The 24690-nt window shown below is 72.8% G+C and carries 27 protein-coding genes and 3 tRNA genes; 15 read left to right on the top strand and 15 right to left on the bottom strand.

What is annotated here, in order from left to right; all coding sequences use genetic code 11:
• Positions 1-7 precede the first annotated feature (7 nt).
• From LQ51_RS18325 to LQ51_RS18305, 5 genes are all read left to right on the top strand, one after another.
• Positions 8-796, top strand: coding sequence for a polysaccharide deacetylase family protein (locus LQ51_RS18325; protein WP_046567365.1), 789 nt, complete (start codon positions 8-10; stop codon positions 794-796).
• 155 nt (positions 797-951) lie between these two features.
• Positions 952-1024, top strand: a tRNA-Glu gene (locus LQ51_RS18320).
• Positions 1025-1056: 32 nt separating this feature from the next.
• Positions 1057-1130, top strand: a tRNA-Asp gene (locus LQ51_RS18315).
• 75 nt (positions 1131-1205) lie between these two features.
• A tRNA-Phe gene (locus tag LQ51_RS18310) sits at positions 1206-1279 on the top strand.
• Positions 1280-1570: 291 nt separating this feature from the next.
• Positions 1571-1849 carry a hypothetical protein gene (locus LQ51_RS18305; protein ID WP_046567364.1) on the top strand — a complete coding sequence of 93 codons (279 nt, stop codon included), beginning with the start codon at positions 1571-1573 and terminating at the stop codon, positions 1847-1849.
• A 141-nt stretch (positions 1850-1990) separates the two neighbouring features.
• Here the strand turns inward: LQ51_RS18305 and LQ51_RS18300 are convergent, their stop codons facing one another.
• The gene (locus tag LQ51_RS18300; RefSeq protein ID WP_156313137.1) at positions 1991-2383 is read right to left on the bottom strand and encodes a hypothetical protein; all 393 of its coding nucleotides are present in this window, start codon (positions 2381-2383) and stop codon (positions 1991-1993) included.
• 109 nt (positions 2384-2492) lie between these two features.
• On the opposite strand from LQ51_RS18300, the gene LQ51_RS32815 reads away from it, so the two are divergent.
• Both LQ51_RS32815 and LQ51_RS18290 read left to right on the top strand, forming a co-directional pair.
• Positions 2493-3059, top strand: a complete 567-nt coding sequence (locus tag LQ51_RS32815) for an SMI1/KNR4 family protein (RefSeq protein WP_156313136.1) — start codon at positions 2493-2495, stop codon at positions 3057-3059.
• Positions 3060-3393: 334 nt separating this feature from the next.
• On the top strand, positions 3394-4119 hold the full coding sequence (locus LQ51_RS18290) for a VOC family protein (RefSeq protein WP_046567358.1): 726 nt from the start codon (positions 3394-3396) through the stop codon (positions 4117-4119).
• On the opposite strand, the gene LQ51_RS18285 is transcribed toward LQ51_RS18290, so the two are convergent.
• From LQ51_RS18285 to LQ51_RS18275, 3 genes are all read right to left on the bottom strand, one after another.
• Positions 4116-4406, bottom strand: a complete 291-nt coding sequence (locus LQ51_RS18285; RefSeq protein WP_046567357.1) for a hypothetical protein — start codon at positions 4404-4406, stop codon at positions 4116-4118. The genes LQ51_RS18290 and LQ51_RS18285 overlap by 4 nt on opposite strands.
• 62 nt (positions 4407-4468) lie before the next feature.
• The gene (locus tag LQ51_RS18280) at positions 4469-4681 is read right to left on the bottom strand and encodes a hypothetical protein (RefSeq protein ID WP_046567356.1); all 213 of its coding nucleotides are present in this window, start codon (positions 4679-4681) and stop codon (positions 4469-4471) included.
• A 151-nt stretch (positions 4682-4832) separates the two neighbouring features.
• Positions 4833-5678 carry an MOSC domain-containing protein gene (locus LQ51_RS18275; RefSeq protein WP_046567354.1) on the bottom strand — a complete coding sequence of 282 codons (846 nt, stop codon included), beginning with the start codon at positions 5676-5678 and terminating at the stop codon, positions 4833-4835.
• Positions 5679-5735: 57 nt separating this feature from the next.
• Here LQ51_RS18275 and LQ51_RS18270 point away from each other — a divergent pair, with 57 nt between their 5' ends.
• Together LQ51_RS18270 and LQ51_RS34385 are read left to right on the top strand one after the other, a co-directional pair.
• The gene (locus tag LQ51_RS18270; RefSeq protein WP_052744950.1) at positions 5736-8234 is read left to right on the top strand and encodes a helix-turn-helix domain-containing protein; all 2499 of its coding nucleotides are present in this window, start codon (positions 5736-5738) and stop codon (positions 8232-8234) included.
• Positions 8235-8352: 118 nt separating this feature from the next.
• Positions 8353-11448, top strand: a complete 3096-nt coding sequence (locus LQ51_RS34385; RefSeq protein ID WP_046567352.1) for a S8 family serine peptidase — start codon at positions 8353-8355, stop codon at positions 11446-11448.
• Positions 11449-11603: 155 nt separating this feature from the next.
• Here LQ51_RS34385 and LQ51_RS18260 read toward each other — a convergent pair whose 3' ends face one another.
• Together LQ51_RS18260 and LQ51_RS34270 are read right to left on the bottom strand one after the other, a co-directional pair.
• Entirely contained in the window at positions 11604-12041 is a 438-nt protein-coding gene (locus LQ51_RS18260; RefSeq protein ID WP_046567350.1) for a VOC family protein, read from the bottom strand.
• 93 nt (positions 12042-12134) lie between these two features.
• Positions 12135-13268 carry a hypothetical protein gene (locus LQ51_RS34270; RefSeq protein ID WP_052744949.1) on the bottom strand — a complete coding sequence of 378 codons (1134 nt, stop codon included), beginning with the start codon at positions 13266-13268 and terminating at the stop codon, positions 12135-12137.
• Positions 13269-13477: 209 nt separating this feature from the next.
• Between LQ51_RS34270 and LQ51_RS18250 the strand changes: the two genes are divergently transcribed.
• Positions 13478-13993 carry an SRPBCC family protein gene (locus tag LQ51_RS18250; RefSeq protein WP_046567348.1) on the top strand — a complete coding sequence of 172 codons (516 nt, stop codon included), beginning with the start codon at positions 13478-13480 and terminating at the stop codon, positions 13991-13993.
• 10 nt (positions 13994-14003) lie between these two features.
• On the opposite strand, the gene LQ51_RS18245 is transcribed toward LQ51_RS18250, so the two are convergent.
• Positions 14004-14708: a DUF2786 domain-containing protein gene (locus LQ51_RS18245; RefSeq protein WP_046567347.1), complete on the bottom strand. Its 705-nt coding sequence runs from the start codon at positions 14706-14708 to the stop codon at positions 14004-14006.
• A 36-nt stretch (positions 14709-14744) separates the two neighbouring features.
• A complete protein-coding gene (locus LQ51_RS18240) occupies positions 14745-15134 on the bottom strand; it encodes a hypothetical protein (RefSeq protein ID WP_046567346.1) in 390 nt (129 codons plus the stop codon).
• Between the two features lie 166 nt (positions 15135-15300).
• On the opposite strand from LQ51_RS18240, the gene LQ51_RS18235 reads away from it, so the two are divergent.
• On the top strand, positions 15301-16653 hold the full coding sequence (locus LQ51_RS18235) for an ABC transporter substrate-binding protein (RefSeq protein WP_046567345.1): 1353 nt from the start codon (positions 15301-15303) through the stop codon (positions 16651-16653).
• Between the two features lie 55 nt (positions 16654-16708).
• Here the strand turns inward: LQ51_RS18235 and LQ51_RS18230 are convergent, their stop codons facing one another.
• Both LQ51_RS18230 and LQ51_RS18225 read right to left on the bottom strand, forming a co-directional pair.
• Entirely contained in the window at positions 16709-17452 is a 744-nt protein-coding gene (locus tag LQ51_RS18230; RefSeq protein WP_046567343.1) for an enoyl-CoA hydratase/isomerase family protein, read from the bottom strand.
• The gene (locus tag LQ51_RS18225; RefSeq protein ID WP_046567342.1) at positions 17449-18306 is read right to left on the bottom strand and encodes a 3-hydroxyacyl-CoA dehydrogenase family protein; all 858 of its coding nucleotides are present in this window, start codon (positions 18304-18306) and stop codon (positions 17449-17451) included. Before LQ51_RS18225 ends, LQ51_RS18230 begins: the two co-directional genes overlap by 4 nt.
• A gap of 165 nt (positions 18307-18471) precedes the next feature.
• Here LQ51_RS18225 and LQ51_RS18220 point away from each other — a divergent pair, with 165 nt between their 5' ends.
• The gene (locus LQ51_RS18220) at positions 18472-18759 is read left to right on the top strand and encodes a hypothetical protein (RefSeq protein ID WP_046567340.1); all 288 of its coding nucleotides are present in this window, start codon (positions 18472-18474) and stop codon (positions 18757-18759) included.
• A gap of 50 nt (positions 18760-18809) precedes the next feature.
• Here the strand turns inward: LQ51_RS18220 and LQ51_RS18215 are convergent, their stop codons facing one another.
• On the bottom strand, positions 18810-19598 hold the full coding sequence (locus LQ51_RS18215; RefSeq protein ID WP_046567338.1) for a class I SAM-dependent methyltransferase: 789 nt from the start codon (positions 19596-19598) through the stop codon (positions 18810-18812).
• Positions 19599-19652: 54 nt separating this feature from the next.
• On the opposite strand from LQ51_RS18215, the gene LQ51_RS18210 reads away from it, so the two are divergent.
• Complete coding sequence (locus tag LQ51_RS18210) at positions 19653-20033, top strand: PPOX class F420-dependent oxidoreductase (protein ID WP_046567335.1); 381 nt, start codon at positions 19653-19655, stop codon at positions 20031-20033.
• Between the two features lie 91 nt (positions 20034-20124).
• Here LQ51_RS18210 and LQ51_RS18205 read toward each other — a convergent pair whose 3' ends face one another.
• Together LQ51_RS18205 and LQ51_RS18200 are read right to left on the bottom strand one after the other, a co-directional pair.
• A complete protein-coding gene (locus tag LQ51_RS18205) occupies positions 20125-20334 on the bottom strand; it encodes a BldC family transcriptional regulator (protein WP_007073996.1) in 210 nt (69 codons plus the stop codon).
• Between the two features lie 254 nt (positions 20335-20588).
• The gene (locus tag LQ51_RS18200) at positions 20589-21428 is read right to left on the bottom strand and encodes a hypothetical protein (protein WP_046567334.1); all 840 of its coding nucleotides are present in this window, start codon (positions 21426-21428) and stop codon (positions 20589-20591) included.
• Positions 21429-21597: 169 nt separating this feature from the next.
• On the opposite strand from LQ51_RS18200, the gene LQ51_RS18195 reads away from it, so the two are divergent.
• Both LQ51_RS18195 and LQ51_RS18190 read left to right on the top strand, forming a co-directional pair.
• Positions 21598-22680, top strand: a complete 1083-nt coding sequence (locus tag LQ51_RS18195) for a Glu/Leu/Phe/Val family dehydrogenase (RefSeq protein WP_046567333.1) — start codon at positions 21598-21600, stop codon at positions 22678-22680.
• Positions 22681-22981: 301 nt separating this feature from the next.
• The gene (locus LQ51_RS18190) at positions 22982-23197 is read left to right on the top strand and encodes a DUF3073 domain-containing protein (protein ID WP_046567332.1); all 216 of its coding nucleotides are present in this window, start codon (positions 22982-22984) and stop codon (positions 23195-23197) included.
• Between the two features lie 152 nt (positions 23198-23349).
• Here the strand turns inward: LQ51_RS18190 and amcA are convergent, their stop codons facing one another.
• The gene (gene amcA, locus LQ51_RS18185; RefSeq protein WP_046567331.1) at positions 23350-23586 is read right to left on the bottom strand and encodes a multiple cyclophane-containing RiPP AmcA; all 237 of its coding nucleotides are present in this window, start codon (positions 23584-23586) and stop codon (positions 23350-23352) included.
• Positions 23555-24658 carry a cyclophane-forming radical SAM peptide maturase AmcB gene (gene amcB, locus LQ51_RS18180; RefSeq protein WP_197087821.1) on the bottom strand — a complete coding sequence of 368 codons (1104 nt, stop codon included), beginning with the start codon at positions 24656-24658 and terminating at the stop codon, positions 23555-23557. The genes amcA and amcB overlap by 32 nt, the downstream gene beginning before the upstream one ends.
• Positions 24659-24690: the final 32 nt, after the last annotated feature.

The raw sequence follows: 24690 nt of genomic DNA, 5'->3' as shown, positions 1-24690 counted from the left end.
AGCGACGATGCGTCCACGCGCCGCGCTGGCGCTCGCCCTCGGCCTGGTCCTGTTGCTGACCGGCTGCGGTGAGCCCGGCAGGACGCCGCCCCAGGCCGGCGCGCCGCCAGCGGCCTCGGCCACCCCGGCACCCAGCGCCAGCCCCACCCCGAAGCCCAGCCGCACCACCCGCCCCAAGCCGGCCCTCCGCCCGCTGCCGAAAAAGCTCCCCGCCGGGCTGCACCGGCACAGCGGCGACCGGGCGGTCGCGCTCACCTTCGACGACGGGCCGGACCCGCGCTGGACGCCGCAGGTGCTCGACCAATTGCGGGCCGCCCACATCACCGCGACCTTCTGCGTGATCGGCCGGCAGGCCCAGCGCCACCCGCAGCTCGTGGCGCGGATCGTCCGGGAGGGGCACCAGCTCTGCAACCACAGCTGGCGGCACGACCTCAACCTCGGCCGGCGTCCGGTCGCCGAGATCCGCGCCGACCTGCTCCGCACCAATCAGGCCATCCGGGCCGCCGCGCCACACGCCAAGATCGGCTGGTTCCGGCAGCCCGGTGGCCGGTGGACCGCCGAGGAGCTGACCGTGGCCCGCCAGCTGGGCATGCAGCCACTGCACTGGAGCGTCGACCCCCAGGACTGGGACCACCCGACCGCCAAGACGATCATCAAACGGGTGTCGACGGCGGCCCGCCCCGGCTCGATCGTGCTCATGCACGACGGGGGTGGCGACCGGAGCCAGACCATCGCCGCGTGCCGGCAGCTGATCCCCGACCTCAACCGGCGGTTCCGGATCTCCAAGCTCCCCTGACATCGGCTCTGAGCTGCGGTTATGCCCACGGGTGCGCCGGGGGTCATACCGGTTTGGCCGACCGACCGGGCATGACATATGCTTCTCATGCCTCCGGCGGGGCCGGATGGGAGCAAGTCCGCTTGAAGTTGCGAGTGTGCAATGATGGCGGGGCCGCCCTCATCGTCTAGCGGCCCAGGACGCCGCCCTTTCAAGGCGGTAGCACGGGTTCGAATCCCGTTGGGGGCACGGTCCGGTTCAGCCGGATGCAACACCAGCCAGGTCCTGTGGAGCAGTTGGAGTGCTCGCCGCCCTGTCAAGGCGGAGGTCGCGGGTTCAAGTCCCGTCAGGACCGCAAGCGCTGACGCCGCGCCCATCCTGCGCGGCGTTCTGCGTATCGGCCCGTGCGGTAGCATGAGCCGAGCAACCCGGCCAGGTAGCTCAGTTGGTACGAGCGTCCGACTGAAAATCGGAAGGTCGGCGGTTCGACCCCGCCCCTGGCCACATAGCCTTTCGCCGGGCTACAGGAGCGCCGACCAGCGGAAACGCCGGTCGGCGTTCTGCTTTTCGCCCAGGGATCCTGCTGTCCGGTCTGGCCCTCGTTGGGCCCGGAATCCCGCTGATGGCCGCCCGATGTGCGTCATCCACCTCCTGATTGCCTGCGACGACGGCACCCGCACCGTCCGACGCACCACCGACCAGCCCGTCCGCAACCTCAAAGCCAGCCGGCCCCGCAAGGTGACCACGGCATGAGGCGGTCAACGCAGAAGACGACCCCCGTGAGAGCCTGTCGCGATGTCGCGTGCCCGCCTAGCGCTGACCGCCGGGGTTCTCCTGCTCATCGCCTCGTGCCTGCTGCCGTGCCTACCGTTCCTGGATCTGTCCGGGATCTCGATGCCCTACCAGGACCCCACCCCCGAGATGCTGGAAAAGCAAGCCGCCGACATCACCGCAGCCGAACACAGACTCGCCGTCCACGCAGCCATCGCCGGTGCACTCGCCGTAATCGGCCTGGCAGCCTTCATCTACGCCTGGAAGCACAGACGGACCCGCAAGGCCGACCACGGAATCTAGACCAAACGTAAAGCCTGTGCGGAACGGATCTGTCTGGCGCAACCCGCTGTCCTCCGTCGACTGATGCGCAGCACATGTCCGCCAACTGATCTGCGACACCTCGGCGCGCTGCTCGCAGAAGCGGACGTTCGGTCAGCGACCTCAACGGCGCGCCGTGAGGGGCACGAGGACGAGGACGGCAACGCCAAGTGTCGTGGCGCCGATAGCCCACCACCAGAAGAATCCCGAAAAGACCGAGGCGATCAGGAGCCCCATGCCGAGGCCGGCCAGCAGGCCGAGTGCGAACAAGGCTCGTGGGGGCAGGGCGAGGTAGGGCAGGCGCCGTACCACGAGCACTTCCAGCCAGGTGCCGCCCAACGCCAGCAGTGCTGCGCCGACCCCGTCTACGGCGGATAGTCCGTGACCTTCGCTGAGGGGCACGAGGACTCTGCCCTCGTCACTGGCGGGGACGAAGAGGATGAGCACTCCGGCGACGATGAGCAGAGCGGTGATTGCTACCTGCGTACGCGGCGCACCCCCGGCATCTTCAGACATCGCTACAGTCTCGGTCATCCGCCACGGTCTCCGCAGGAGCCGTATCGCCGAACAGCGACAGGCCGATGGAGGTGAACGCCGGCGGGGTCCGTTATGCCACCATGCTCCGGTGACGCTCACGGATCAGCTGGCACAGTGGCGGGAGTCGCTTGTCCGCCTCGGCGCTCCGGTCGCGCCAGTTCTGAAGCCAGGCAGGAGTCGACCTGAGATCGAAGCGGTGCTCGGCGCGACCGCTCCGCGCGCCGTGCTCGAGTGGTTTCTGTGGTGTGACGGCGTTGAGTACGCACCGGGACAGACGATCGGTGATTCCTGGGCGATCCCCGGCTTCTGGCCCGTTGAGCTGCAAGACGTCACCGGGATCAGGGCTGACTGTCACGACGAGGGCAGTCCACTTCTCGCAGGGAATTGGGTGCCGCTGCTACAGAACGGCAGCTCCGACCTCTACGTGGCGGCCTGGTCGGACACCAGCGAGCCGGCCGTGGTCACGATCATGCCGGAGTTCGCGCCGCCGGAGGTGGAGTTTCAGAGCGTCGAGCAGATGGTCACCGTGTTCAACGAGTGCTTCGCCCGGTCGGCCTACTACTTGAACGCGGAACGCCAACTGGACGTTGACGAGGAGCTGTACGACGAGATCTACGCGGCCGTCGTCGGTCCTCGCCCGACCGGCTGTTGGTGAGCGGTGACGGATCAAGTACGGCGGGCCTCACCTCATCCCTGCTGGTCAGCCGGGACGGGGGCGGCATTTCACCACGGCACGCGAGTACGACCAGCTCGCTGGCGCGGTCGGGGCCGCCCCGGGTTTCGCCTGGCTCTACGGGCGGGACGACACGTCGGCGCTGGGCGCGGACCACATCGCGATCACACGGGATGGTTCCTCATGGACCCGACTCGATCTCCCTCACTAAGCCGACGCCAGTGTTGTTATGGCCCGTCGACCGATCGGTTGGCCGGAGGAGACAACCGGCTGTTTCCATGTGCGACGAGCCGGCCGGGGCACCTAGGAAGGAGGCATGGCCAACGAGGTGACCGTTCCCCTGCTGCCGTGCGCGTCCATCGACGACATCGTCGCCTTCTACGAGGTCCTCGGTTTTCGCACGACCTACCAGCAGCGCAAGCCCAACCCGTACGCGGCGTTGCAGCGCGAGGACCTGCATCTGCACTTCTTTGAGATGGCCGGGTTCGACCCGGCTCAGTCCTACGGCTCCTGCCTGGTGCTCACCTCCGACCTTGAGGGACTGCACCGGGCGTTCGCCGCCGGCATGCGCGCCGCGTACGGCAAGGTGCTCGTCACCGGAACTCCGCGGATGACGCGACCCAGGGCGCGGAAGAACCAGGACGGGCTGAGCGGGTTCAGCGTCATCGACCCGGGCGGCAACTGGATCCGCGTCGTCCGGAAGGCCACCACTGAGCCGCTGCCCGCGACCACGCCGGCGGGGCGTCTGGCCAAGGCGCTGGCGAACGCTGTGGTGCAGGCCGACTCCCGGGGTGACGTCCGGCAGGCCGTCCGGATCCTCGACAGCGCACTGGCCCGCCCGCAACCCGACGACGACCCGGTCACGCAGGTAGAGGTCCTCGTCTACCGCGCGGAACTGGCCTTGATGCTGGACGACCCGGAGACCGCCGCCGACCTGCTGGACCGCGTCAAGCGCGTCGTGCTGAGCGAGGAGGAAACCGAAAGGGCGGCGTCCGCGTACGAGAACGCCGCCGACCTGGCGGCGGCACTGCGGCGGGTCTAGTCGGTCTGGTCGCGGGGGATGGACACGAAGCCGTCGTTCCACTGGTCCTGGTCGACGGTGTAGCCGTTGACAGCGAAGCAGTCCGGCTCGTCGCGGAAGCCCGGCAGGTTCCTGGCGCGTTGGATCCGGTCCGCCGCCCGGGCCTCGGACGAGTACACCCCCAGGAGCTTGAGGTCGTCACCGTCCTCCTCGTCCCAGACCAGCTCACCGGCCCCGTCCCGGTGCGTTGTCGCCCGCCCGTCGAACCACCGGGCGTGACGGACGTGCCAGAGCAGGAAGACCTCCATGCGGCCGGACGCTACCCGCCCGCCATCGACGAAGGTGACGGGCGATCGCCGAAGAGCTGTCCCTAGGCGCCCCAGGCGCCGACCCCACCCGCGCCGCTGCCCGCACTGCCGTCGGTCGGGTTGCGGTGATCGTCCAGTCGCCGGCGCGCTTCGGTTGACGCCTGGAGGTCACGGACCTGGCCGTCGTCGAGTACCGCCCGCCGCCGGGAACGGCGCCACCGCCAGACCGCCGCGACGAGCGCCAACACGATGATCAGAACGATGAGCCAACGCATTGTCGACCTCCGTCTGTCGGGCGACCGCCGCCCCGACGGGGCAGGCGGTGCGCATGTCACTGCGCTCAGTATGCGCAGCCCTGGTCAAGCCGCCAGCCCGGCGACCCGGCCGGTGCGCGACGACGGACCTACGGCACCGGAACAGGCCCGGTCAGTCCAGCACCTCCACGGCATCACCGACGCCGACCGTACGAACGGGGCCGGCGGACCCACCCGGCTCGGCCAGGACCGTCAGCTGGAGACCGAAGAGCAGCTTCTGGCCGATGTTCCGCCGGGCGGCGAGCATCCGCAGCGGCTCCCGTCCGTGCTCCCCGGTCTCCTGGTCGATGGTGGCGACCAGGCAGCGACCGCACTCGCCGACACCGTGGAACACGGCGCCGCCGATCCTGATCCGCCGGCCGACCCACGTCGCCTCGGCCCACGGCGCGGCGCCGCTGACCACCAGGTTCGGGCGGAACCGGGCCATCGGCAGTGGCCCCTCGGGGCTGCCCGATTCCCGCAGCCAGCCGTTGAACGCGTCCAGCGACGCGGCGTTGGCCAGCAGCAGCGGGGTGCCGTCGGCGAAGCTCACCTCGGCGCCGGTGCCCGCCGGTACCGGCCACGGCACGCGGTTACGGCTGGGCTCACCGAGCCAGACCAGCCGGGCCGGGCGCCCCAGCAACCGGTGCAACCAGCCGTCGGCTTCGGGGCCGGCGGCGCGTACCGGTGCGGGCGGCCGGCTCCGGAACACCCGGACCCGGACCTCGTCGCCGTTGACCGGCTCGGCCAGGTCGAGCGGGGTCAGCCCGGGCGCGTCCAGGGTCAGCCCGCCCGGCCGGGGCACCGCCCGCAGCGTCACCAGCTGCCGGTGCTGGCGCTGGGTGAGGCCGATCCCGGTCTCGTCCACGATCAGCCACCGTCGGTCGCCGTCCAGGCCCCACGGCTCGACCCGTGCCGTGTCGCGGTCCGTCCGACGGCACCCCTTGACGGGGTACGTGTGAATCGAGGCGACTCGCATCCGGTCAGGATGGCACCGCTCGGGACGCCGGCACCACCGGCCGTTCGGCAGGCCCGGGTGACCGGCACCTCCGGCACCGCAATCCACCTGCAACAGGGCCCGGATAGCCTGCACGTCGTCGGCCGCGACCGCGCGGCCGTCACCGGCATCCGGGAGGCGGATCGGCGCTTGCGTCACCCCATCGCTGAGCAGGCCGACGCGGCCGGACGGCAGACCGGCGACGTGCGACAACTGGCGACCCTGCTGCGCGAGCACCGGACGGCGGCGCGGCTCAGCCAGGAAACGCTCGCCGAGGCGGCCGGGGTCGCGGTGCGGACCGTACGCAACCTGGAGGGCGCGCGGATCGCCCGGCCGCGCCGCCGGACCGTGGAGGAGCTCGCCAACGCCCTCGGCCTGACCGGTCAGCCGCGCGCCCGGCTGCTCCAGACGGTGCACGCGATCGGGCTGGCGCCGGCGTGGCAGCAGAGCAGCCTGCCGCCGGTGGTGTCCGACTTCGTGGGCCGGGAGGCCGAGCTGGCGCAGTTGGTCGCGCAGGCGCGGCGCCTCGCCGACCAGCCGGGCAACGCCACCGTGGTGATCAGCGGCCCGCCGGGGGTGGGCAAGACCAGTCTGGTGGTACGGGCCGCGCATCTCCTCGCCGCGGAACTGCCGGGCGTCGCGTGCCACGTCGACCTGCACGGCCTGGACCTGACGCCGCTCTCCGCCGACCAGGCGATGGAACAGCTGCTCACCAGCCTCGGCGACGGCCGCGCCGGTCCGTTGCCGGCGAGCCCGGGCGAACGGGTCGCCCGCTACCGGATGTTGACCGCCGCCCGTCCCGGGCTGCTGGTCCTCGACAACGCGGCCACCGAGGACCAGGTGCGGCCGCTGCTCCCGACCGGTCCCGGCTGGCTCACGTTGGTGTCCAGCCGGTTCACCCTCGGCGGCCTGGACAGCACCTGCCGGCTACGCCTGGCCGACCTCGACGAGGCCACCGCGCGGCGGCTGCTCGAGGAGATCGTGGGCGCCGACCGGGTGGCGGCCGAGCCGGCCGCCGTCAGCGAACTCATCCGGCTCTGCACCGGCCTGCCGCTGGCCCTGCGGGTGGCCGGTAACCGGCTCGCGTCGCGACCGTCCTGGACCGTCGGTTGGCTGGTCGAGCGGCTGCGCGACGAGACGCGCCGGCTCGACCTGCCGCAGCCCGGCGGCAGCCCGGTACGGGCCGGGTTCGAGCTGTCGTACGACCAGTTGCCGGAGATCGCGCGGCGGACGCTGCGCCGGCTCGCGCTGCTGCCCTGGCCGGACTACTCCGCGCCGGCGGTCGCCCAGTTGCTGGCGGTCGACGTCGGTGCGGCGGAGGCGGCGCTCGAGACGCTCGCGGACGCCAGCCTGCTGTCCCCGGCCGCGGCGCCCGGCCGTTATCTGCTGCACGATCTGCTGCGCGTCTTCGCCGCCGAACGCCTCGCCGCCGAGGAGCCGCCAATGGACCGCGACGAGGCCACCGCCCGGGTACGGGCGTGGCTGCTCGCGCAGGTCGAGGACGCCGGCCGTTGGCTCGACCCCGACCCCCGCCGGGAGCCGGCCGCCGGCACCGCGTTCGACAGCGGCCGGGCCGCGATGTCGTGGCTCACCGCGGAGCGGCACGGCTGGTGGTGGGCCGTTCGGCAGGCGGCGGCGGCCGGGCGGCACCGGGAGGTGATTTCGGCCGCCGAGGCGCTGCACTGGTACTCGGACCGCTACCACCACGTCGTCGACTGGGCGGCGTTGTTCGGCCTCGCGGTGGCGGCGGCGCAGGCCTGCGGCGACCCGGTCGCGGAGGCCGCGCGGCGCAACGCCCTCGGCTGGACCGAGGGCCTGGTGCTCGGCCGACCGGCGGCGGCGGCCCGGCAGCACCGGGCGGCCTTCCGGCTGTCCGCCGAGGCCGGTGACCGGCGCAACCTCGGGTGGGCGTGCTTCTACCTGACCGGGGAGCGCCACCGGCACGGCGACCTGGCGGGCGCCGTCGAGACCTGCGCCCGGGCACTGCGGGAGCTGACCGGGGCGGGCGACCTGACCGGGCGGGTCATCGCGGCGTTCACGCTGGCTGACCTCCGGCGGCAGCGCGGCGAGGCGACCGCCGCGATCACCCACCTGCGGTACGCCCTCGACGACTGGCAGGCCGCCCGGGCGGACCAGCCGGCCGACCGTCATCTCGCCAGTCGCCCTCTGCAGGGCTGGATCCACCACCGGCTCGGGCATGCCCACGCCGACCTCGGGCAGTGGCCCGAGGCGGTCGCCTCGATGGAAGCGGCCGTCACCGACTTCGCCGCCGGGGGTGACCCGTTCGGTGCCGGTGAGGCCGCGCTCGGCCTCGGCGAGGTGTTGCTGCGGGCCGGCGACCCGCGGGGGAAGCGGGTCCTGCTGGACGCGGTACGGCGTTTCGAGGCCGACGGCGACCAGGGACGGGCGACCCGGGCCCGGCGGTTGCTCCGCCCCGGCCCAGCCCTGACACGGCAAATTGCCGGTGATCTTGCCTGGTCGGCCCCGGCGGCCGAACCTAGCGTTTCCCTCGACGTCATCCAGGTTGCCGACGACTGATCGCAGCCCCGCCAACGGTGGTGGACCGAACCGGCTGGGTGGCGTCGGCATCTCCTCCGGATCGAGGGGTGCCCCGTGGCCTGGGAGCGCTCCCAGGCAGGAGTGTGGAAGGAGTCTCGTGGCTACGAGCACGAGGAGAACCCGGCACCGGAGGAGACTGGCGATACCCCTGCTGGTACTCGCCCTGGCCGGCACCGGCACGGTCGCCACCGCGGGCACGGCAGCGGCCTCGCCGGGTGCCGACCGGATCGACAGCGGCCTCGACTTCGGACCGGCCAGGAACCACGACCGGCTGGACCTGACCGGCGGCGGGGGCCGGACCGGGAAGCCCGACCCGCAGCGCAAGGCGCCCTCCGGTCCGGCCCGGTACGTCGTCGAACTGGCCGACGAGCCGGTGGCGACGTACACCGGCGAGGTCCCCGGGCTGGCCCGGACCCGGCCGGCGGCCGGCGGACGGCTGATGCCGCAGTCGGCGGCGGCGAAGGCGTACCGGCAGCACCTGGGCGCCCGGCGGGACGCGGTGGCCGGGGCCGCCAACGTCAAGGTCGACCAGGTTTACACCACCGCCTTCGACGGGTTCTCGGCGACGCTGACTCCCGCTCAGGTCGACGCGTTGAAGCGGGACAAGCGGGTCCGTTCGGTCGTCGAGTCCCGGGCGTACAGCATCAACCAGGCCAGGCCGGGCGCGGCCGACCCGACCACCGCACCGCCGGCCAGCGCCACCCCGACCACCGGCGCGCCGGCCACCGGGCCGGCCACCGGCACCGGGACGGCCGGCGGACCGAAGCCGGGCGAGCCGAAGCCGGGCGGGCCGAAGCCGGGCAGCGGCACCGGTGCCGGGATCGTGATCGGCGTCCTAGACAGCGGCGTCTGGCCGGACAGCCCGTCGTTCGCCAAGACCATGCCGGCCCCGGCCGGATGGCACGGCACCTGCCAGACCGGCGTCATGTTCGTCGCCGAACACTGCAACGGCAAGATCGTCGGCGCCCGGTACTTCGCCGACACCTACCTCGCGGTCACCGGCGGGCTGCCGGACGGCGAGGTGCTCTCCGCCCGGGACATGGTCGGGCACGGTACGCACACCGCGTCGACCGCCGCCGGGCTGCCCGTCGAGCACGTCACCATCTCGGGCCGGGACTTCGGATCGGTCTCCGGCGTCGCGCCCGACGCGCAGATCGCCGCCTACAAGGTCCTCTGGGGCGGTGCCGGGTACGACGCCGACATCATCGCCGGCATCGACGCGGCGGTGGCCGACGGCGTGCAGGTGCTCAACTACTCCATCGGGAAGCAGCTGGGCGACTGGGAACCCAACACCCCGATCGGCACCGCCTTCCTCAACGCCACGCTGGCCGGGGTCTTCGTCTCGGCGGCCGCCGGCAACGACGGCTTCAGCGGCGCGATCAGCAACGCCCAGCCGTGGGTGACCACCGTGGGCGCGGCCGTGACCAACGTGAACGAGGGGACCGTCAAGCTCGGCGACGGGACCAGGATCGTCGGCGCCTCGCTGGACGTCCTGCCCGGTGGCCGGCCCCGCCCGCTGGTCTTCGGCGAGCAGGCCGGCAAGCTGGACGACGGCGCGGCGTACTGCTACGGCCTGGACCCGGCGAAGGTGAAGGACAAGGTCGTCGCCTGCGCCTTCGACGACCCGTACGCGGCGGTGGCCGAGGCCAGGGGCAAGGGCGCCGCGGCGCTGATCCTCTTCGACCCCGTCGGCAACTTCCGGGTCAACTCGATCCACGACTTCCCGGTGCTCTACCTGAACACCAGGGAGCAGGCCGGCCAGATCTTCAACTACCTGATGCGCCATCCGACCGACGGCACCGCCGTGGTCACCTCCGGCGGTGACGGCTCCAGCGTCCCCGCCGGCGTGCCGAGCGTGGCGGACTACTCGTCCACCGGCCCGGACAAGACCCACAACGGGCTCATGAAGCCCGACCTGGTCGCGCCCGGCAGCGACATCATCGCGGCCGTCTCGCCGCCCGGAAACTTCGGCCGGTACTACGACGCGTACTCGGGCACCTCGATGGCCACCCCGCACGTGGCCGGCGCGGCCGCGATCCTGCGGGCGAAGCACCCCGACTGGTCGCCCGGCGCGGTCGCCTCCGCGCTGCGGACCACCGCCACCGACACCGTGGGCACCGACAACCCGCTGACCCAGGGCAGCGGCCTGCTGGCCCTGGACCGGGCCGACGACCCGGGGCTGGTCCTCGAGCCGGCCGCCGCGGACCTGGTCGCGTTCGCCTCGGCGGCGCAGCCGGACGGCCGGGAGCTGAACCTGCCGTCGATCTCGCTGCGCGAGTACGACGGCACCAGGCCGGTGACGCTGACCCGCAAGCTGACCAACGTCGGCGGCAAGCTGGAGCAGTACCAGGCGTCCGTCAATGGACTGCCGGGCATGGACGTCACCGTGACGCCGAAGGTGGTGACGGTGCCGCCGGGCAGGACCGCCACGGTCACCATCATGCTGCGCCGCGGCAGCGCCCCGTGGGACCGCTACGTCACCGGCGCGATCACCTGGCGCAGCGCCGCCCACCAGGTGAAGGTTCCGGTCGCCGCCCGCCCGTGGGGGATCTCCCCCCGGCTGTACGACGACAACCTGGAGGACTTCAACCGGCTCGCCAACGGCGCCTTCGGGTCGATGCAGCCGGGCTTCACCGGCAAGGTCTCCGGCCGGTCGACCGGCTACGCCCCCGTCCACTGGGACTCGTACTCGATGCCGGCCGGGGTCAACGGCGGGGTCTTCGACCCGGCGGCTCTCGGGGTGCGGGCGCACACCTTCACCGTGCCGGCGGGTAGCGCCGGGATCGTGGTGGAAACCGCCACCGACGACCCGAACACCAACCTGGACCTCTGGCTGTACCGGGGCGACAAGCTCGTGTACCGGAGCGCCGCGAGCTGGCACAGCAGCGAGCGGGCCTGGGCGTTCATGCCGGAGGCCGGCACCTACACGGCGTACGTCTTCGCGCAGACCGCCGGCGGCCCGGTGGTTGACTACCGGCTCGGCCACGTGATCATCGGCCGCAACGGCCGGTACGCCCCGGCCACGCTGGAACTGCCGGCCAAGGTGGAACGGGGCACGACCGCGTCGTACCGGCTGCGGCCGGACGCGCCGCTGGCGGAGAACCTGGAGTACTGGGCGTACACCGAGCTGTCCACCAACGGGCAGGTGATCCCCGGACAGCTGGTCTCCACCGAGCAGTTCTGGTGGGAGTGACCCGCTGATGGTCCGCTGAGGTGGGGCGGGAGGTTCCGCCGCCCCACCTCAGCGGGCACCACCCGTCGCGAGCAGCGCTTCGGTGCCGCTCGCGGCGCTGCCGTATCGGCGGGATCACGCGGCGCCGGCCGAGCTTCTGCCCTGAGCCGCACGGCCTACAGGACGTCGAACTCGTTGCCCTCCGGGTCGGCCATCGTCACGTGGTCGGGAGTGTCGTCCGGTTCGTCCACGTGGAGCACGGTGCCGCCCGCCGCCACCAGCGTGTCGACCACCGCCTGGATCCGCGGCCAGCGCACGTCGAACGGCTCCTGCCGGCCGCCGCCGACGTGGAGGTCGAAGTGCATCCGGTTCTTGACCACCTTCGGCTCCGGCACCTTCAGGAACGAGATGCCGGGCCGGACGCCCTCGGGGTCCTCGATGAAGGCGCCGTCGTCCCACTCGTCCTCGGGAACGTTGCAGTGGATCTGCCATTCCTCCCAGGTGGCGAACCCGTCCGGGGGAGCGGCCGGGACGTATCCCAAGGCGCGGCACCAGAACTCGGCCAGTTCGCGCGGGCGCGCGCAGTCGACGGTCAAGGACCACTGTTCGGACATCGGCCCACCATAGGTGCCACCGGCAAGCGACAGTGACGATCCGGCTCGCGCCGCCGCAGGCGACCGGGGGTGCCGAGCGCCGCCGGACGCCGCTCAGCGCTTGGGGCGCTGCTGACGGTTCTGGCCCATGCCGCCCTGGATCGCCTCCCACACGCTCCGGCCCGCCTGCCGCAGTGTCTCCCCGGCCTGCCCGGCGAGCTGGGCCGCGCTCGGGCCGCTGGGCCGCCCAGCCTCGGACGGCTGCTTCGCCCCCGGTGCCTGCCCCGCACCGGCACCTCCCGGTGCCGGCTTCGCCGCACCGGAGTCAGCCCTCGGCCGGTCCTCCCCGCCGCCGGCACCGCCCGCTTCGGACCCCGCGCCGCCACCGCCGGCTTCGGACTCCCCGCCGCCACCAGCGGCCGCAGGCCTTCGCGCGCCCCCGTCACCCGCTCCGGACTCTCCGCTACCGGCACCACCCGGCGCGGGCTTCCCAGCGCCGCCGCCCGAAGGGCCGCCGGACGGGCCACCGCCGGACGGGCCGCCGGACGGGCCACCGCCGGTCGAGCCACCGCCGGACGGGCCGCCGACGGACCCGCCGCTGCGGGGGCCGGCCACGGCCGGACCGCCCACGGCCGCGCCGCCCACCGTCTCACCGGCCGGCGTCGGCCCGCCGCCGGCACCGGGTGCCGCCTGCCCGGCCTCACCCGTCGGCGGTTCGGGTGGCCGAGCCCTGGTCGGCTCCGCCGCCGCCGGTTCCGCCGTGTCGCGGCTGCGGAGCGCCCGGTCGGCCACCGCGCCGACCTGCTCGCCGAACTGGTCGACCACGGGTGCGTCCACACCGGCGAGCTTGCGGGCCTCCCGGTTCACGTCGTCGAGCGAGACCCCCGCCGACCGCGCGAGCGCCTCGATGACCTGCGGGTTCCGGTCGATGGTGGTGAGCGCCCGGTCCAGGATCTGGACCAACTTCTCCAGCCGTACCTTGAGCAGCGCCTCGGCGCTCACGCCGGTGACGTCCAGCTCCACGCCCTCCAGGTGCACCCGGACGCCGGCGTCGAGCTGCACCAGGTTGGCCAGCCGGGCACGCAGCGACAGGTCGGCGTCGAGTCCGTCGACCGCGAGCCGGATCTCGTCGACCGTCACCTCGGGGATGTCCAGCAGGACGTCCGGCTCGGGCGTGCCCTCGGGCCGGTGCCCTGGGCGTTCGCTCGTCGGGTCCGGTCCCCGCTCGGTGGCTGCGCTCTCGCTCATGCTCCCCGCTCCCCGCTGGCCCGTCCATCCCGGGCCGGATCAGCCGCGGTTACCCGGTTTCGGTCAGCGCATCCGTCCCCGCCCCGGGGAGTCGGTGGCGCACGGGACCCAGGTCGGCCCGACGGGCTGTCGGAAAAACGGGGACGGAGGTGAGAAACCGGCACACGCGAAGCTGCACACCGGGGCATCAGCCGGTATGGTCCGGGCCTATGGGACAGGAGATAGCCGGCCCGGATGAGGTTCGTCAGGAATTTGACCGGTTTGCCCTACGAACTTACCTCCTCGTCCCCGCCTCGGCCGAAACCGCGTTCGCCGTCTTCACCGGGTCGCTGACCGACTGGTGGGTGCCGGAATACACGTGGTCGGGACCGGAGGCGCTGGCCGAGCTCGGCGTCGAGCCGCGGGCCGGCGGCATGTTCTACGAGATCGGCCCGTACGGCTTCCGCAGCGACTGGGGCCGGGTGCTCACCTGGGACCCGCCCCGCCGGCTGGTCTTCACCTGGCAGATCGGTCCCGACCGGGTGCCGGTGCCGGACCCGGCGCGGGCCAGCGAGGTGGAGGTGCTCTTCCAGCCCGAGGCGCCGGAGCTGACCTGGGTCGAGGTCGAGCACCGCAACTTCGACCGGCACGGCGAGGCGGCCGAGGGCTACCGCAAGGCACTCACCGCCGGCTGGCACGAGCTGCTCAGCCGCTACCTCGCCACGGTCACCCGCGCCGCCGGCTGACGCCGACCGGTCAACGGCCGATGCCCGGCCAGCCGGCCGCGCCGGTCACGCCCGTACCGCCCAGCTCGGCGCGGCGGCCGGCCGCCGCGCCGGGAGCGAAGCCACTGCCCGCGAGCCGGCGACGCGGCGCGGTCCGCAGCCGCGGGTAGACCTCGGCCAGCCGGCGCTGGACCCGGTCCGAGCGGTCGGCCAGCACCAGCGCCACCGAGGGCGCCCCCGAGTCGGCGACCGCACCCGCCTCGGCCGCCCGCAACCGCTCGGCGACCACGTGCGCGAAGCCGGCCAGCCAGGTACGCCGGAACGCCGCCGGGTGTTCGTCGGCCGGCACGGTCGCGCCGGCCAGCCCGTGCGCGGCCTGCACCAGCAGCGACGTGAAGAGCAGCTCGACCCGTTCCAGGTCACTGGCGAAGCCGAACAGGTGCAGGGCGAAGCCCGACCCCGCGCGGCGCCGCACGCAGCGGCAGCGCAGCGGTTCGGCGACGGCGGCGAGCAGGCCGGCCTTGTCCCGGGCGTACGGGGCGACCACCTCGACCACCCGGTCACCGACCGGGTCGGTGGCGGGTGCCCGGGCGGCCAGCAGCGCCCGGTCGACGCCGTAGCGCGCGATCAGCTCGGTCGCCTTGGCCATGAACGCCGCCGCCTCGGCGGGCGTGCAGGCCGGGTCCTCGGCCTGGGCGAGCAGCTTGCGGACCTTGCTCAGCATCGCCTCGGACATGCACCAGAGCTATCACAGCCCCGCCGCGGCGCGCGGTCAGCCCGTCCGGCTGCGCAGCGTCGCGACCGTCGAACCGGCGAGGGTGAGCAGGCAGTCGGGGAGCTGGCCGTCGGCCACCGCGGCCCCGAACAGGGCTTCCCCGGTGTCGATGTCGTCGTTGGCGTACGCGCTGACGAAGCGGGCCACCCAGCGGGTGTCGTAGTCGGCCTGGTCGATCCCCGGGAAGTCGAGGGCGGCGCCGCCGGCCGGCGCGTCGTCACCGACCATGGTCGCGGCCAGGCACCAGGCCACCCCGTACGCGCCGGCCAGACCGGAGCGGTCCACCACGGCGTCGAAGGTGCCCACCACCCCGTCGCCATCACCGGCAAGTGCCCAGCGGAGCACGGCGGTCGCATCGTCCAGCGTCTGCTGTGCTTCGTCGGTCACCTGCGGAACTGTAGGACGAAGGGTCAAGCGGTGACCCCGAACCGGGCCCACCGTCACGCTGCGTAATAACGGGAGTCGGGGTGCCGACGGAGCGACCTCCACGGTCCCGTGTCCAGCGGCGGCACGCTATCGTGCCCAACGGACCTTCGCCGGAGGAAGGACGACCATGCCCGTATCACGCGCGTCGCGCGCGGCCCTGTCCACGGCCTGCGCGGCGCTCCTGCTCGCTACCAGCGCCTGCGGGAGCGACCAGCCCGAAGAGGCAGCCACCACCACCCAGGTGCGCCTCTACGGCACCGACGGCAACATGCAGAACTCGTACGCCGACGAGCTGAAGGACCGCGCGGACCTTCTGAACGGCATGAAGGGCACCACGCCCCTCACGCAGTTGCCGGAGAGCTTCAAGGAACGGCTACGCACGGTAGACCCGAAGCTGCGGGACTACCTCTATTCCGCCGAGTCGTACGACGCGGTGGTGATCAGTTCGCTCGCCGCTCAGCTCGCCGGCACCACCGAGCCGACCGAGATCGCCAAGCAGATCGTCGGCGTGACGAACGGCGGCGAGCGCTGCGAGGAGCCGGCGGCCTGCCTCCAGCTGGCCCGGGCGGGGCGCGACATCGAGTACCGCGGGGTGTCGCTGGACCGGGCCGGGTTCACCGACGCCGGCGAGCCGGCCACCGCCAGCTACGCCACCCTGCACTTCGACGACCAGAAGCTCAACGACGGCAAGACCGAGTTCGTCGGCGCCGGCGACGAGTCGGCGGCGAGCACCAAGGCCCCGCCGCCGGCGAAGAAGCAGCGCGGCGGCAAGTCGTACAAGGGCGACGGCTCGCCGCTGGTCCTCGGCGGGCTGCTGCCGAAGACCGGTGACCTGGCGCTGGCGTACCCGCCGATGGCGGCCGGGGTGGGTCTCGCGGTGCGGGAGATCAACGCGGCCGGCGGGGTGCTCGGCGAGCCGGTCACCTGGATCGAGGGCGACGACGGCACCGACCCGAAGGTGGCCAAGGCGACGGTGGCCGCACACATCGCCAGCGGAGTGCACGTGATAATCGGCGCGGGCGCGTCCGGCATCTCGCGGGCCGTGCTGCCGGACGTGGTGGCGGCCAAGCGGATCCTCTTCTCCCCGTCGAACACCGACGCCGGCCTGACCACGGTGGACGACAAGGGGCTCTACTTCCGGACCGCGCCGCCGGACGGGCTGCAGGGCCGCGCCCTGGCCGACGTGATAATGCGCGACGGGCCGCACAAGATCGCCATCGTGGCACGTAAGGACTCCTACGGCGAGGGCCTGCAGGAGAACGTCCGCGCCGAGCTGGAGCGGGCCGGCATGGGCGCGGACCGGGTCAAGCTGCTGACGTACGTGCCGCCGGAGGGTGCCTCGGCGCCGCCGGTGGACTTCTCCACCGGCGCCCGCGAGATCAAGGCGTACGGCGCGGACGCCGTGCTGGTCATCGGCTTCGGTGAGTCCGCGAAGGTGATCACCGCGCTGGCCGACGCCGGGGTCACGCTCCGGCACTGAGCGACGACGAGGGCCGCACCGGTTCGCCGGTGCGGCCCTCGTGCTGTCCGGTGGCTCAGCGGCTGCGGCGCCGCTCCAGGAACTCGGTCATCCGCCGCTGCTTCTCCTCGTCCTCGAAGAGCACCGCCTGGCTGAGCAGGTCGAGCTGGGGGTGGGCGGCGGCCGGGGAGTCCACGGCCAGCTTGGTCAGCCGGACCGCCAGGGCTGAGCCCTTGGCGATCTCGTCGAGCAGGCCGTGCGCGGTGGGCAGCAGCTCCGCCGGTTCGGCCACCACCCGGTTGACCAGCCCGATCCGCAGCGCCTCGTCGGCGTCCACCCGCCGGCCGGTGAAGAGCAGCTCCTTGGCTCGGGCCTCGCCGACCAGCGCCGGCAGCCGGTAGGTCGCGCCCGCGCCGGCCAGGATGCCCAGCCGCACCTCGGGCTGGCCGAACACCGCGCGGCTCGTGCACACCCGCAGGTCGCAGGCGTACGCCAGTTCGGCGCCGCCGCCCAGCGCCGGGCCGTCCACGGCCGCCACGGTCGGCATCGGCAGCGCCCGGATCCGAGCGAAGGCGGCCTGGTTGATGGCGGCCAGCGCGTCCAGCCGGCCCCGCTCGCGGAGCTGACCGATGTCCGCCCCGCCGGCGAAGATGCCGTCCGTGCCGCCGGTGAGCAGCAGCAGCCGCGGCCGCGCCTCCAGCTCGGCGCAGACCTCGTGGAGCTCGCCGATCAGGTCGGCGTCGATGGCGTTGCGCTTCTCCGGCCGGTCCAGAATGACCACCAGCCGGTCCGCCAACTCCTCGACCCGCAATCCACTCAATGCTTGGCCCCGTCCTTCCAGGTGTAGAAGCCCTGCCCGGACTTCTTGCCCAGCCGGCCGGCGGCCACCATCTCCACGAGCAGCGGCGGCGGCGCGAACCGGTCCCCGTACGCGGCCTGGAGGGTGCGGGCGATGTCGAGGCGGACATCCAGCCCGACCAGGTCGGTCAGCTCCAGCGGGCCGACCGGGTGCCGATAGCCGAGCACCATGGCCTTGTCGATGTCGGCGGCGCTGGCCACCCCGTCGGCGACCATCCGGATCGCCTCCAGGCCGAGGGTGACCCCGAGCCGGGAAGTGGCGAAGCCGGGCAGGTCGCGTACCACGACGGGGTCCTTGCCCAGCCGCCCGGCGAGCGCGACGGCCGCCTCGGTGGTGTGCGACGCGGTGGCCGGGCCGACCACGATCTCGAGCAGCGCCATCGCCCAGACCGGGTTGAAGAAGTGCAGGCCCAGGAAGTCGGCCGGCCGGTCCAGCCCTTCGGCCAGCGCGGCGATCGGGATGCTGGAGGTATTGCTGCCGAGCAGGGCGGGCCGGCGCGCCGCGGCGGCGGCGAGCACAGCGCGCTTGAGATCGAGCCGCTCGGGAACCGCCTCCACGATGACGTCAGGCCCCTCGGCGACCTCGGTGAGGCCAGCCCGCAGGATGACCCGCTCCCGGTTCGCCGTCGCCGCCTCGGCGGTCAGCTTGCCCCGCTGGACCCCGCGGTCCCACAGCTCGCCGAGGCGCCGTACGGCGGCCGCGCCGCGCTCCGGGTCCACCTCCACCAACTCGACGGCGTACCCGGCGCCGGCGGCCACGTACGCGATGCCGAGGCCCATGGTGCCGGCCCCGACGACCACAAAACGACCACTCATGACGTCCCCTCGTCGCGGCGGCGGGGGCGCGCGGGGTCTCCGCCGCACCGGGCCGGCCGCTTCCTCGTTCCTGGGTGCGACCCTACGCAGGGCCGACCCGGGCGGCATGCGTGGGGGCGCGCCGGATCGGGTACGACGGCCTCCAACGTCGAGGGAAGGACCGAGATGAGCCAGGCACCGGAGAGCGCGGAGAGCACGGAGACCGTGGAGACCCGCGGCGACGAGCGGGTGGACCTGCTGCGCGCGGACACCAACAACGACGGGCGGACCGACGTGTGGGTGGTGGACACCGACGGCGACGGCAAGGCCGACCTGTTCCAGTTCGACACCGACGGTGACGGCAAGGTGGACATCACCATGGTCGACATCGACGAGGACGGCACCCCGGACGAGGTGGTCGACGGCGACGGCGGCCTGCCGCCGGAGCAGACCACCCCCACCGTCCAGGTCTGAATGCCCGGCGGGGCCCCGTTCGTCGCGTACCGATGAACGGGGCCCCCGGCCTAACCCCGCAGGGTGAGCGTGGCCAGGTAGTAGGGGCGGTCGTGCTCGTCCACGTCGGCCAGTCGCCACGGGGTGCCGTGGACCAGCTCGGCCAGCTCGTCGACCGAGCAGACCAGGTAGTCGAACCACTCGGTGCCGAGCAGCCGGTAGCGCAACCGCAGCCGCAGCTGCCCGCCCAGCCGGCCGCGCCGCCGGTTGCGCTCGTGGTAGCCGGTGTGCACCGGATCGGTGGTGCCGTACGGGTCGGTGCCGTGCGCGATCACCTGCGCGCCGGGACGGGCCAGGGCGGCGAGCGCGGCCAGGAACGCCGGTGCCCGTTCCCGACCCTCCAGCAGCCCGAGGTTGTTGCCGAGCAGCAGGAACGTGTCGTACCGGCGGTCGCCGGCGGCGTGCTCGTCGACCGTGCCGTACACCAGCTCGCGTACGCCCCGGTGCCGGCTGACCCGCAGCGCGCCGGCCGAGATGTCCAGCCCGGTCACCGGCACCCCCTGCTCCTGCAGGTGCAGCGCGATCCGGCCGGCGCCCACGCCGATGTCCAGCACCTCACCGTGGACCCGGGCGACGGCCCGGTGGTCGTGCGGTTGCCAGTGCTCCGGCGGGTCCAGGTAGTGCCCGGCGGGTGCGCCGTTGACCAGGCCGTCGTCCCGTTCGATGATCTCGATGACCGGCCGGGGCAGCCGTCCGCCGGCCAGCGGCCGAGGCCCGACGCCGGTGGCGACGGCGTACGCGTCACGGATCATCTCGCCGAACACGTCGCCGATCGTGGGTTCCCCGATCGCGCTGGTCATTCTGGTGACGCTATCCGTACTCGTCCGGCGCGTCACGGTCGTATCCTGAGCGGCGTGACAGACCTGGACCGCTTGGCGGCGGAGAAGTACGTGCTGCTGACGACCTTCCGGAAGGACGGTCGGGCAGTGCCGACGCCGGTCTGGGCGGTGCGTGACGGCAACGCGTTGGCGGTGTGGACGGTGTCCGACTCCGGCAAGGTGAAGCGGATCCGGCGGGACGGCCGGGTGACGGTGGCCCCGTGCGACGTGCGAGGCCGGCCGCACGGCGAGCCGGTGCCGGGGCACGCGGCGGTTTCCGACCCGGCGGGTACGCGCCGGATCCGCGGGCTGTTGAAGCAGAAGTACCGGATGATCGGCCGGTTGAGCCTGCTGGGCAGCCGGCTGCGCCGGGGCGAGAGCGGCACGGTCGGGCTGCGGATCGTGCTGGACGAGTGAGGGACCGGTGAACCTGCCCCGGACACGACGAAGGGCGGCGGGATCGACGCTTTCGCGTACGTCCGGCCGCCCCTGACGGAACGCCTGGGTCTCAGTCCCCCTGACGCTGCTGGGGAATCTGCCCCTGCAGCAGGGCCCGGACCTCCGACTCGCGGTAACGGCGGTGGCCGCCCAGGGTCCGGATGGCGCTGAGCTTGCCAGCCTTGGCCCACCGGGTCACCGTCTTCGGGTCGACACGGAACATCGACGCGACCTCGGCCGGTGTGAGTAGCGGCTCTGGTTCGTGCGTTCGCGATGCCATCGGGGTCACTCCTCCACAGTTATAGACATCGGCCGGGGTCCCGCCGGCCGACGCGTCTCCCATGGTCCGGCTAGTCCCCGATGTCCGACATGGGCCGAACGGCTGAAGGTCCCTAGACGGACGGATGAACCATGCCCGATTTTTACTACTTTTATGCCGCAGAAACTACCTTATTCGGACTCATGATCGCGCGTGGTGATGCGTCAACTACGAGACAGTCTCATACTCTGCGGGCGATCCGGGGGCAAAACGGGCTAGTTGCAGCGCTCCAACAACTGCACCGCGCGCCACCGGGCGACCAGCTTGTCGTACGCCGCGGAGGCCTCCTCCGCCTCGCCCCGGGAGAGCCCGGCCAGCCCGGTGGCGACCAGCTCGGTCGAGTCGTCGGCGGCGAGCGTCTCGTCCGGCAGTAGCTGCACCAGGCCGCCGTAGTCCAGCTCGACCACCGAGCGCGGGTGGAACTCCTCCAGCCAGCGGGCGGCCTCCTCGACCGCCTCGGTGATCGGCGCCTCGCCGACCGACTTGCGCAGCACCGACAGCGCCCGGGAGGACCGGCGGCGCGCCTTGGAGATCTCCGTGCGGTAGCGCAGCGCCCGCCGGCCCGGCTCGGTCACCAGGTGCCGCTCCTGCGCGTCGAAGAGCACGAACCAGCGCAGCGGCACCCCCCAGGTGGCGATCTGCTCGTGCACCCGGGGCACCCCGTGCTCCAGCACCCGGGCCCCGCTGCGCCAGTCCTCCACCACCGCCTTGGCCTGCCCGGCCAGGATCGGCGGGACGAACGCGTCGGCCAGCACCGAGGGCACCCCGTCCCGGGCGCTCAGCGCCGCCTCAGCCACCCGGACCCGCAGGTTCCAGGGGCAGACCAGCAGGGTGTCGTCGGTCTCCAGCACGTACGCCTCGTCGGGCAGATCCGGCAACCGGGTCCAGCCCGCGCCGAGCGCCTCGATCACCGCGGTCCGCTGCCGGACCGGCCCCTCCAGTGGCGCGATGGCGCGCCCCTCGTTGACGTACCGGCGCCAGAACGACTGGCGTTCCCGATCGAAGGCGGTCAGCGGCTCGTACACGCGCAGGTAACTAGCGAAGAGCGACGGCACGGCGCGATCCTCCCACGAGACGGGACCCGTACGCCGCCGCCGCGACGGGGCTGCGTGACGTGCGCGACAGTACGGCTGCGGCCGATATTAGGCTCAGCAGCACCGGCAGCATCCCGCCGGCGTCACAGGGCCGCGCCCCACAAGGGCGCACACCGACACAGGAGCAGTCATGGGCGTATTCGCGAGCACCGACGACCCGGGAGCCACGGGTCACGAACAGGTGGTCTTCTGCCAGGACAAGCAGTCCGGCCTGAAGGCGATCATCGGGATCTACTCGACCGCGCTGGGCCCCGCGCTCGGCGGCACCCGGTTCTACCCGTACGCCAGCGAGGCCGAAGCCCTCGCCGACGTGCTCGACCTCTCCCGGGGCATGGCCTACAAGAACGCCCTGGCCGGCCTCGACCTGGGTGGCGGCAAGGCGGTCATCTGGGGTGACCCGGAGCAGCTCAAGAGCGAGCCGCTGCTGCGCGCGTACGGCCGCTTCGTGGAGTCCCTGGGCGGGCGCTACTACACCGCCTGCGACGTCGGCACGTACGTCGCCGACATGGACGTGATCGCCCGGGAGACCCGCTACGTCACCGGCCGCAGCGTGGAGCACGGCGGCGCCGGTGACTCCTCGATCCTGACCGCCTGGGGCGTCTTCCAGGGCATGCGGGCCGCCGCCGAGCACGTCTGGGGCGACCCGACGCTGGCCGGCCGCCGGGTCGGCGTGGCCGGCCTGGGCAAGGTCGGCAAGTACCTCACCGGCCACCTGGTCTCCGACGGCGCCGAGGTGGTGGCGACCGACGTCAACCCGAAGGCCCTGGATTGGGTGCGCGCCACCCACCCGCAGGTCGAGCTGGTGGACGACGTCGCGGCCCTGGTCGCGGCCGACATCGACGTGTACGCCCCGTGCGCGCTGGGCGGCGCCCTGAACGACGACACGGTGTCGGTGCTGCGGGCCAAGGTGGTCGCCGGCGCGGCGAACAACCAGCTCGCCCACCCGGGCATCGAGAAGGTCCTCGCCGACCGGGGCATCCTCTACGCCCCGGACTACGTGGTGAACGCCGGTGGCGTGATCCAGGTCGCCGACGAGATCGAGGGCTTCAACTTCGAGCGGGCCAAGCTGCGGGCCACCCGGATCTTCGACACCACCCGGGAGATCCTGCGGCTCGCCGACGACGAGGGTGTGCCGCCGGCGGTGGCCGCGGACCGCCTCGCCGAGCGGCGGATGGCCGACGTCGGCCGGCTCCGCACGATCCGCCTGAGCTGAACATCACCCCGGGGGCGGAGCGCGGGCTCAGCCCCCGGGGCGCACCGGCCGGCGCGCCGGGCTAAGCTGGCGATTGGGACTTTTCGTACCGGTTTGTCCGCTGTCACGCCCGGTCCCAGCATCACCCCTTACCGAGTACAATTTGTGACGGCCGGGCAACTGCGACGCGCAGGGCCGGTCGACGGTAACCCGAGGTGCCGAACGGTGGCATCCCCATGTACCGTAAGAGCCACGAGAGATGCCTGACGTCATCGGGGCCCGCCTTCGGGCTGCCCCGCATTCTGTGCGAGGGGGTCGAGCCATGGGGCGCGGCCGTGCTAAGGCCAAGCAGACGAAGGTGGCCCGGGAGTTGAAGTACCACTCCCCGAACACCGACCTCACCGCCTTGCAGCGCGAGTTGGCGGGTGCTGGTAAGTCTGAGCACAACTTCGACGACGACTACAAAGAGTATGTCGACGACGATGATGAGGATCACGCGGACGACGACCCCGACACCTGGGCGCGTCCGGCCCGCTGACACCTCCGGTCGCATCTTGAGCACGCGGTGACTCCCCGCGTGCTCACGTATGTGCCGTCTGAACCAGCGCAGTGCCGCCGATCAGGGACCTGGCCACCCCGGAGCGCATCCGGACGAGCGGCAGGTCCCTGATCGCGGGCAGGCACCGACCGTCAGCGGGGCCGGTTGTTCCAGTTGTAGAACGTCGGGATGTTCTCGAAGTGGTTCCACGCGCACACCGCGCTGGCCCCGTCGCCGCCCGCCACCTCCGCCCGTAGCAGCCGCGCGGCCTCGGCCTCGTGGAGCAGTGCAGTCAACCCCACCGCGGCGTCCCGCACCCGGTCGGCGACCGGATCCGGGCCGGCTTCCCCGGCGCGCTCAGGCTGCCGGTGACCCATGGTCTCGGGCATGCTCCAACACTCCCTCCAGTAGGCGGATCTTGCTGTTGCGGCAGTGCTCGGTCTCCGTACCGTCAAAACGCCCCAGCTCGAAGAAGCGGTTGGCCGCGTGGCCCCCGCCGCAGAAGCCGAAGTAGGGGCAGGACGACCGGCACGCCTCCACACCGGTGAGGAACTCCCCCACCCAGGGCGTGCCGCCGGCGCCGGCCAGGATCTCCGCCAGCGGGGCGGTCAGCACGTTGCCGCTGCTGAAGTCGCCGTACCGGGGGTCGGAGAAGCCGGCCAGCTCCGGGGAGAGCACCACCACCGAGCCGTCCTGGGCGACGGTCGGGATCGGGTCCAGCTGGCGGGGCAGCAACTCGTCCGCCGCGCCGGCCAGCACCGCCCCCGCGTACCGCAACGACCACTCGACCTCACGCAGGTGGATCCGGGGATCCCGCCGCCAGGCGCCGACCAGCTCCGCCCAGAACCCGGTCACCGCCGCGGCGTCCCGGGCGTTGCTGCGGGTGTTGACCCCCTCGGTCTCCTCGATGTTGACCCCCAGCACGTCGCAGCCGAGGTCGAGGAAGTAGTCGTACAACTCGGTGGCCAGGCCCGGCTCCGGGCGCGACACCACCGCCAGGGCCGAGAAGGGCAAGCCGTGCCGGCGCAGCGCCGCCACGCCGGCGACGATCCGGTCGTACGCCGGCCGGCCGCCCCGGGTCACCCGCTCGGCGTTGCGCTCCCGCGGCCCGTCCACGCTCACGCTGACCCGCACCCCGTGCTCGGCGAAGAACGCGCACCACTCGTCGTCGATCAACGTGGCGTTGGTCTGGACGTGGTGCTCCACCTCGGGCGCGAACGGCGCGAGCAGGGCCGCCAGGTGCTCCCGGCCGGCCGCGAGCGGCTCACCGCCGTGCCAGACCACCGAGAAGCGGCCGGCAGCCGCCCACGGGTTCACCGACGCCGCCACCGCCTCGGCGACCGCCACCGGCATCCGCCGGTCCACCGCCCGCATCGGCAGGTAGCAGTAGGCGCAGTCAAGGTTGCACAGCGTCGTCGGCTGCATCACCACGTACGAGGGGACGGCGGCGATGCCCCGCATCCCGGGATGCGTTCCACGAGCAGCCATCAGCC

Origin of the sequence: Micromonospora sp. HK10 (assembly GCF_000982955.1) — a bacterium.
GTDB lineage: Bacteria > Actinomycetota > Actinomycetes > Mycobacteriales > Micromonosporaceae > Micromonospora.
This window is presented reverse-complemented; position numbering and strand designations above follow the sequence as displayed.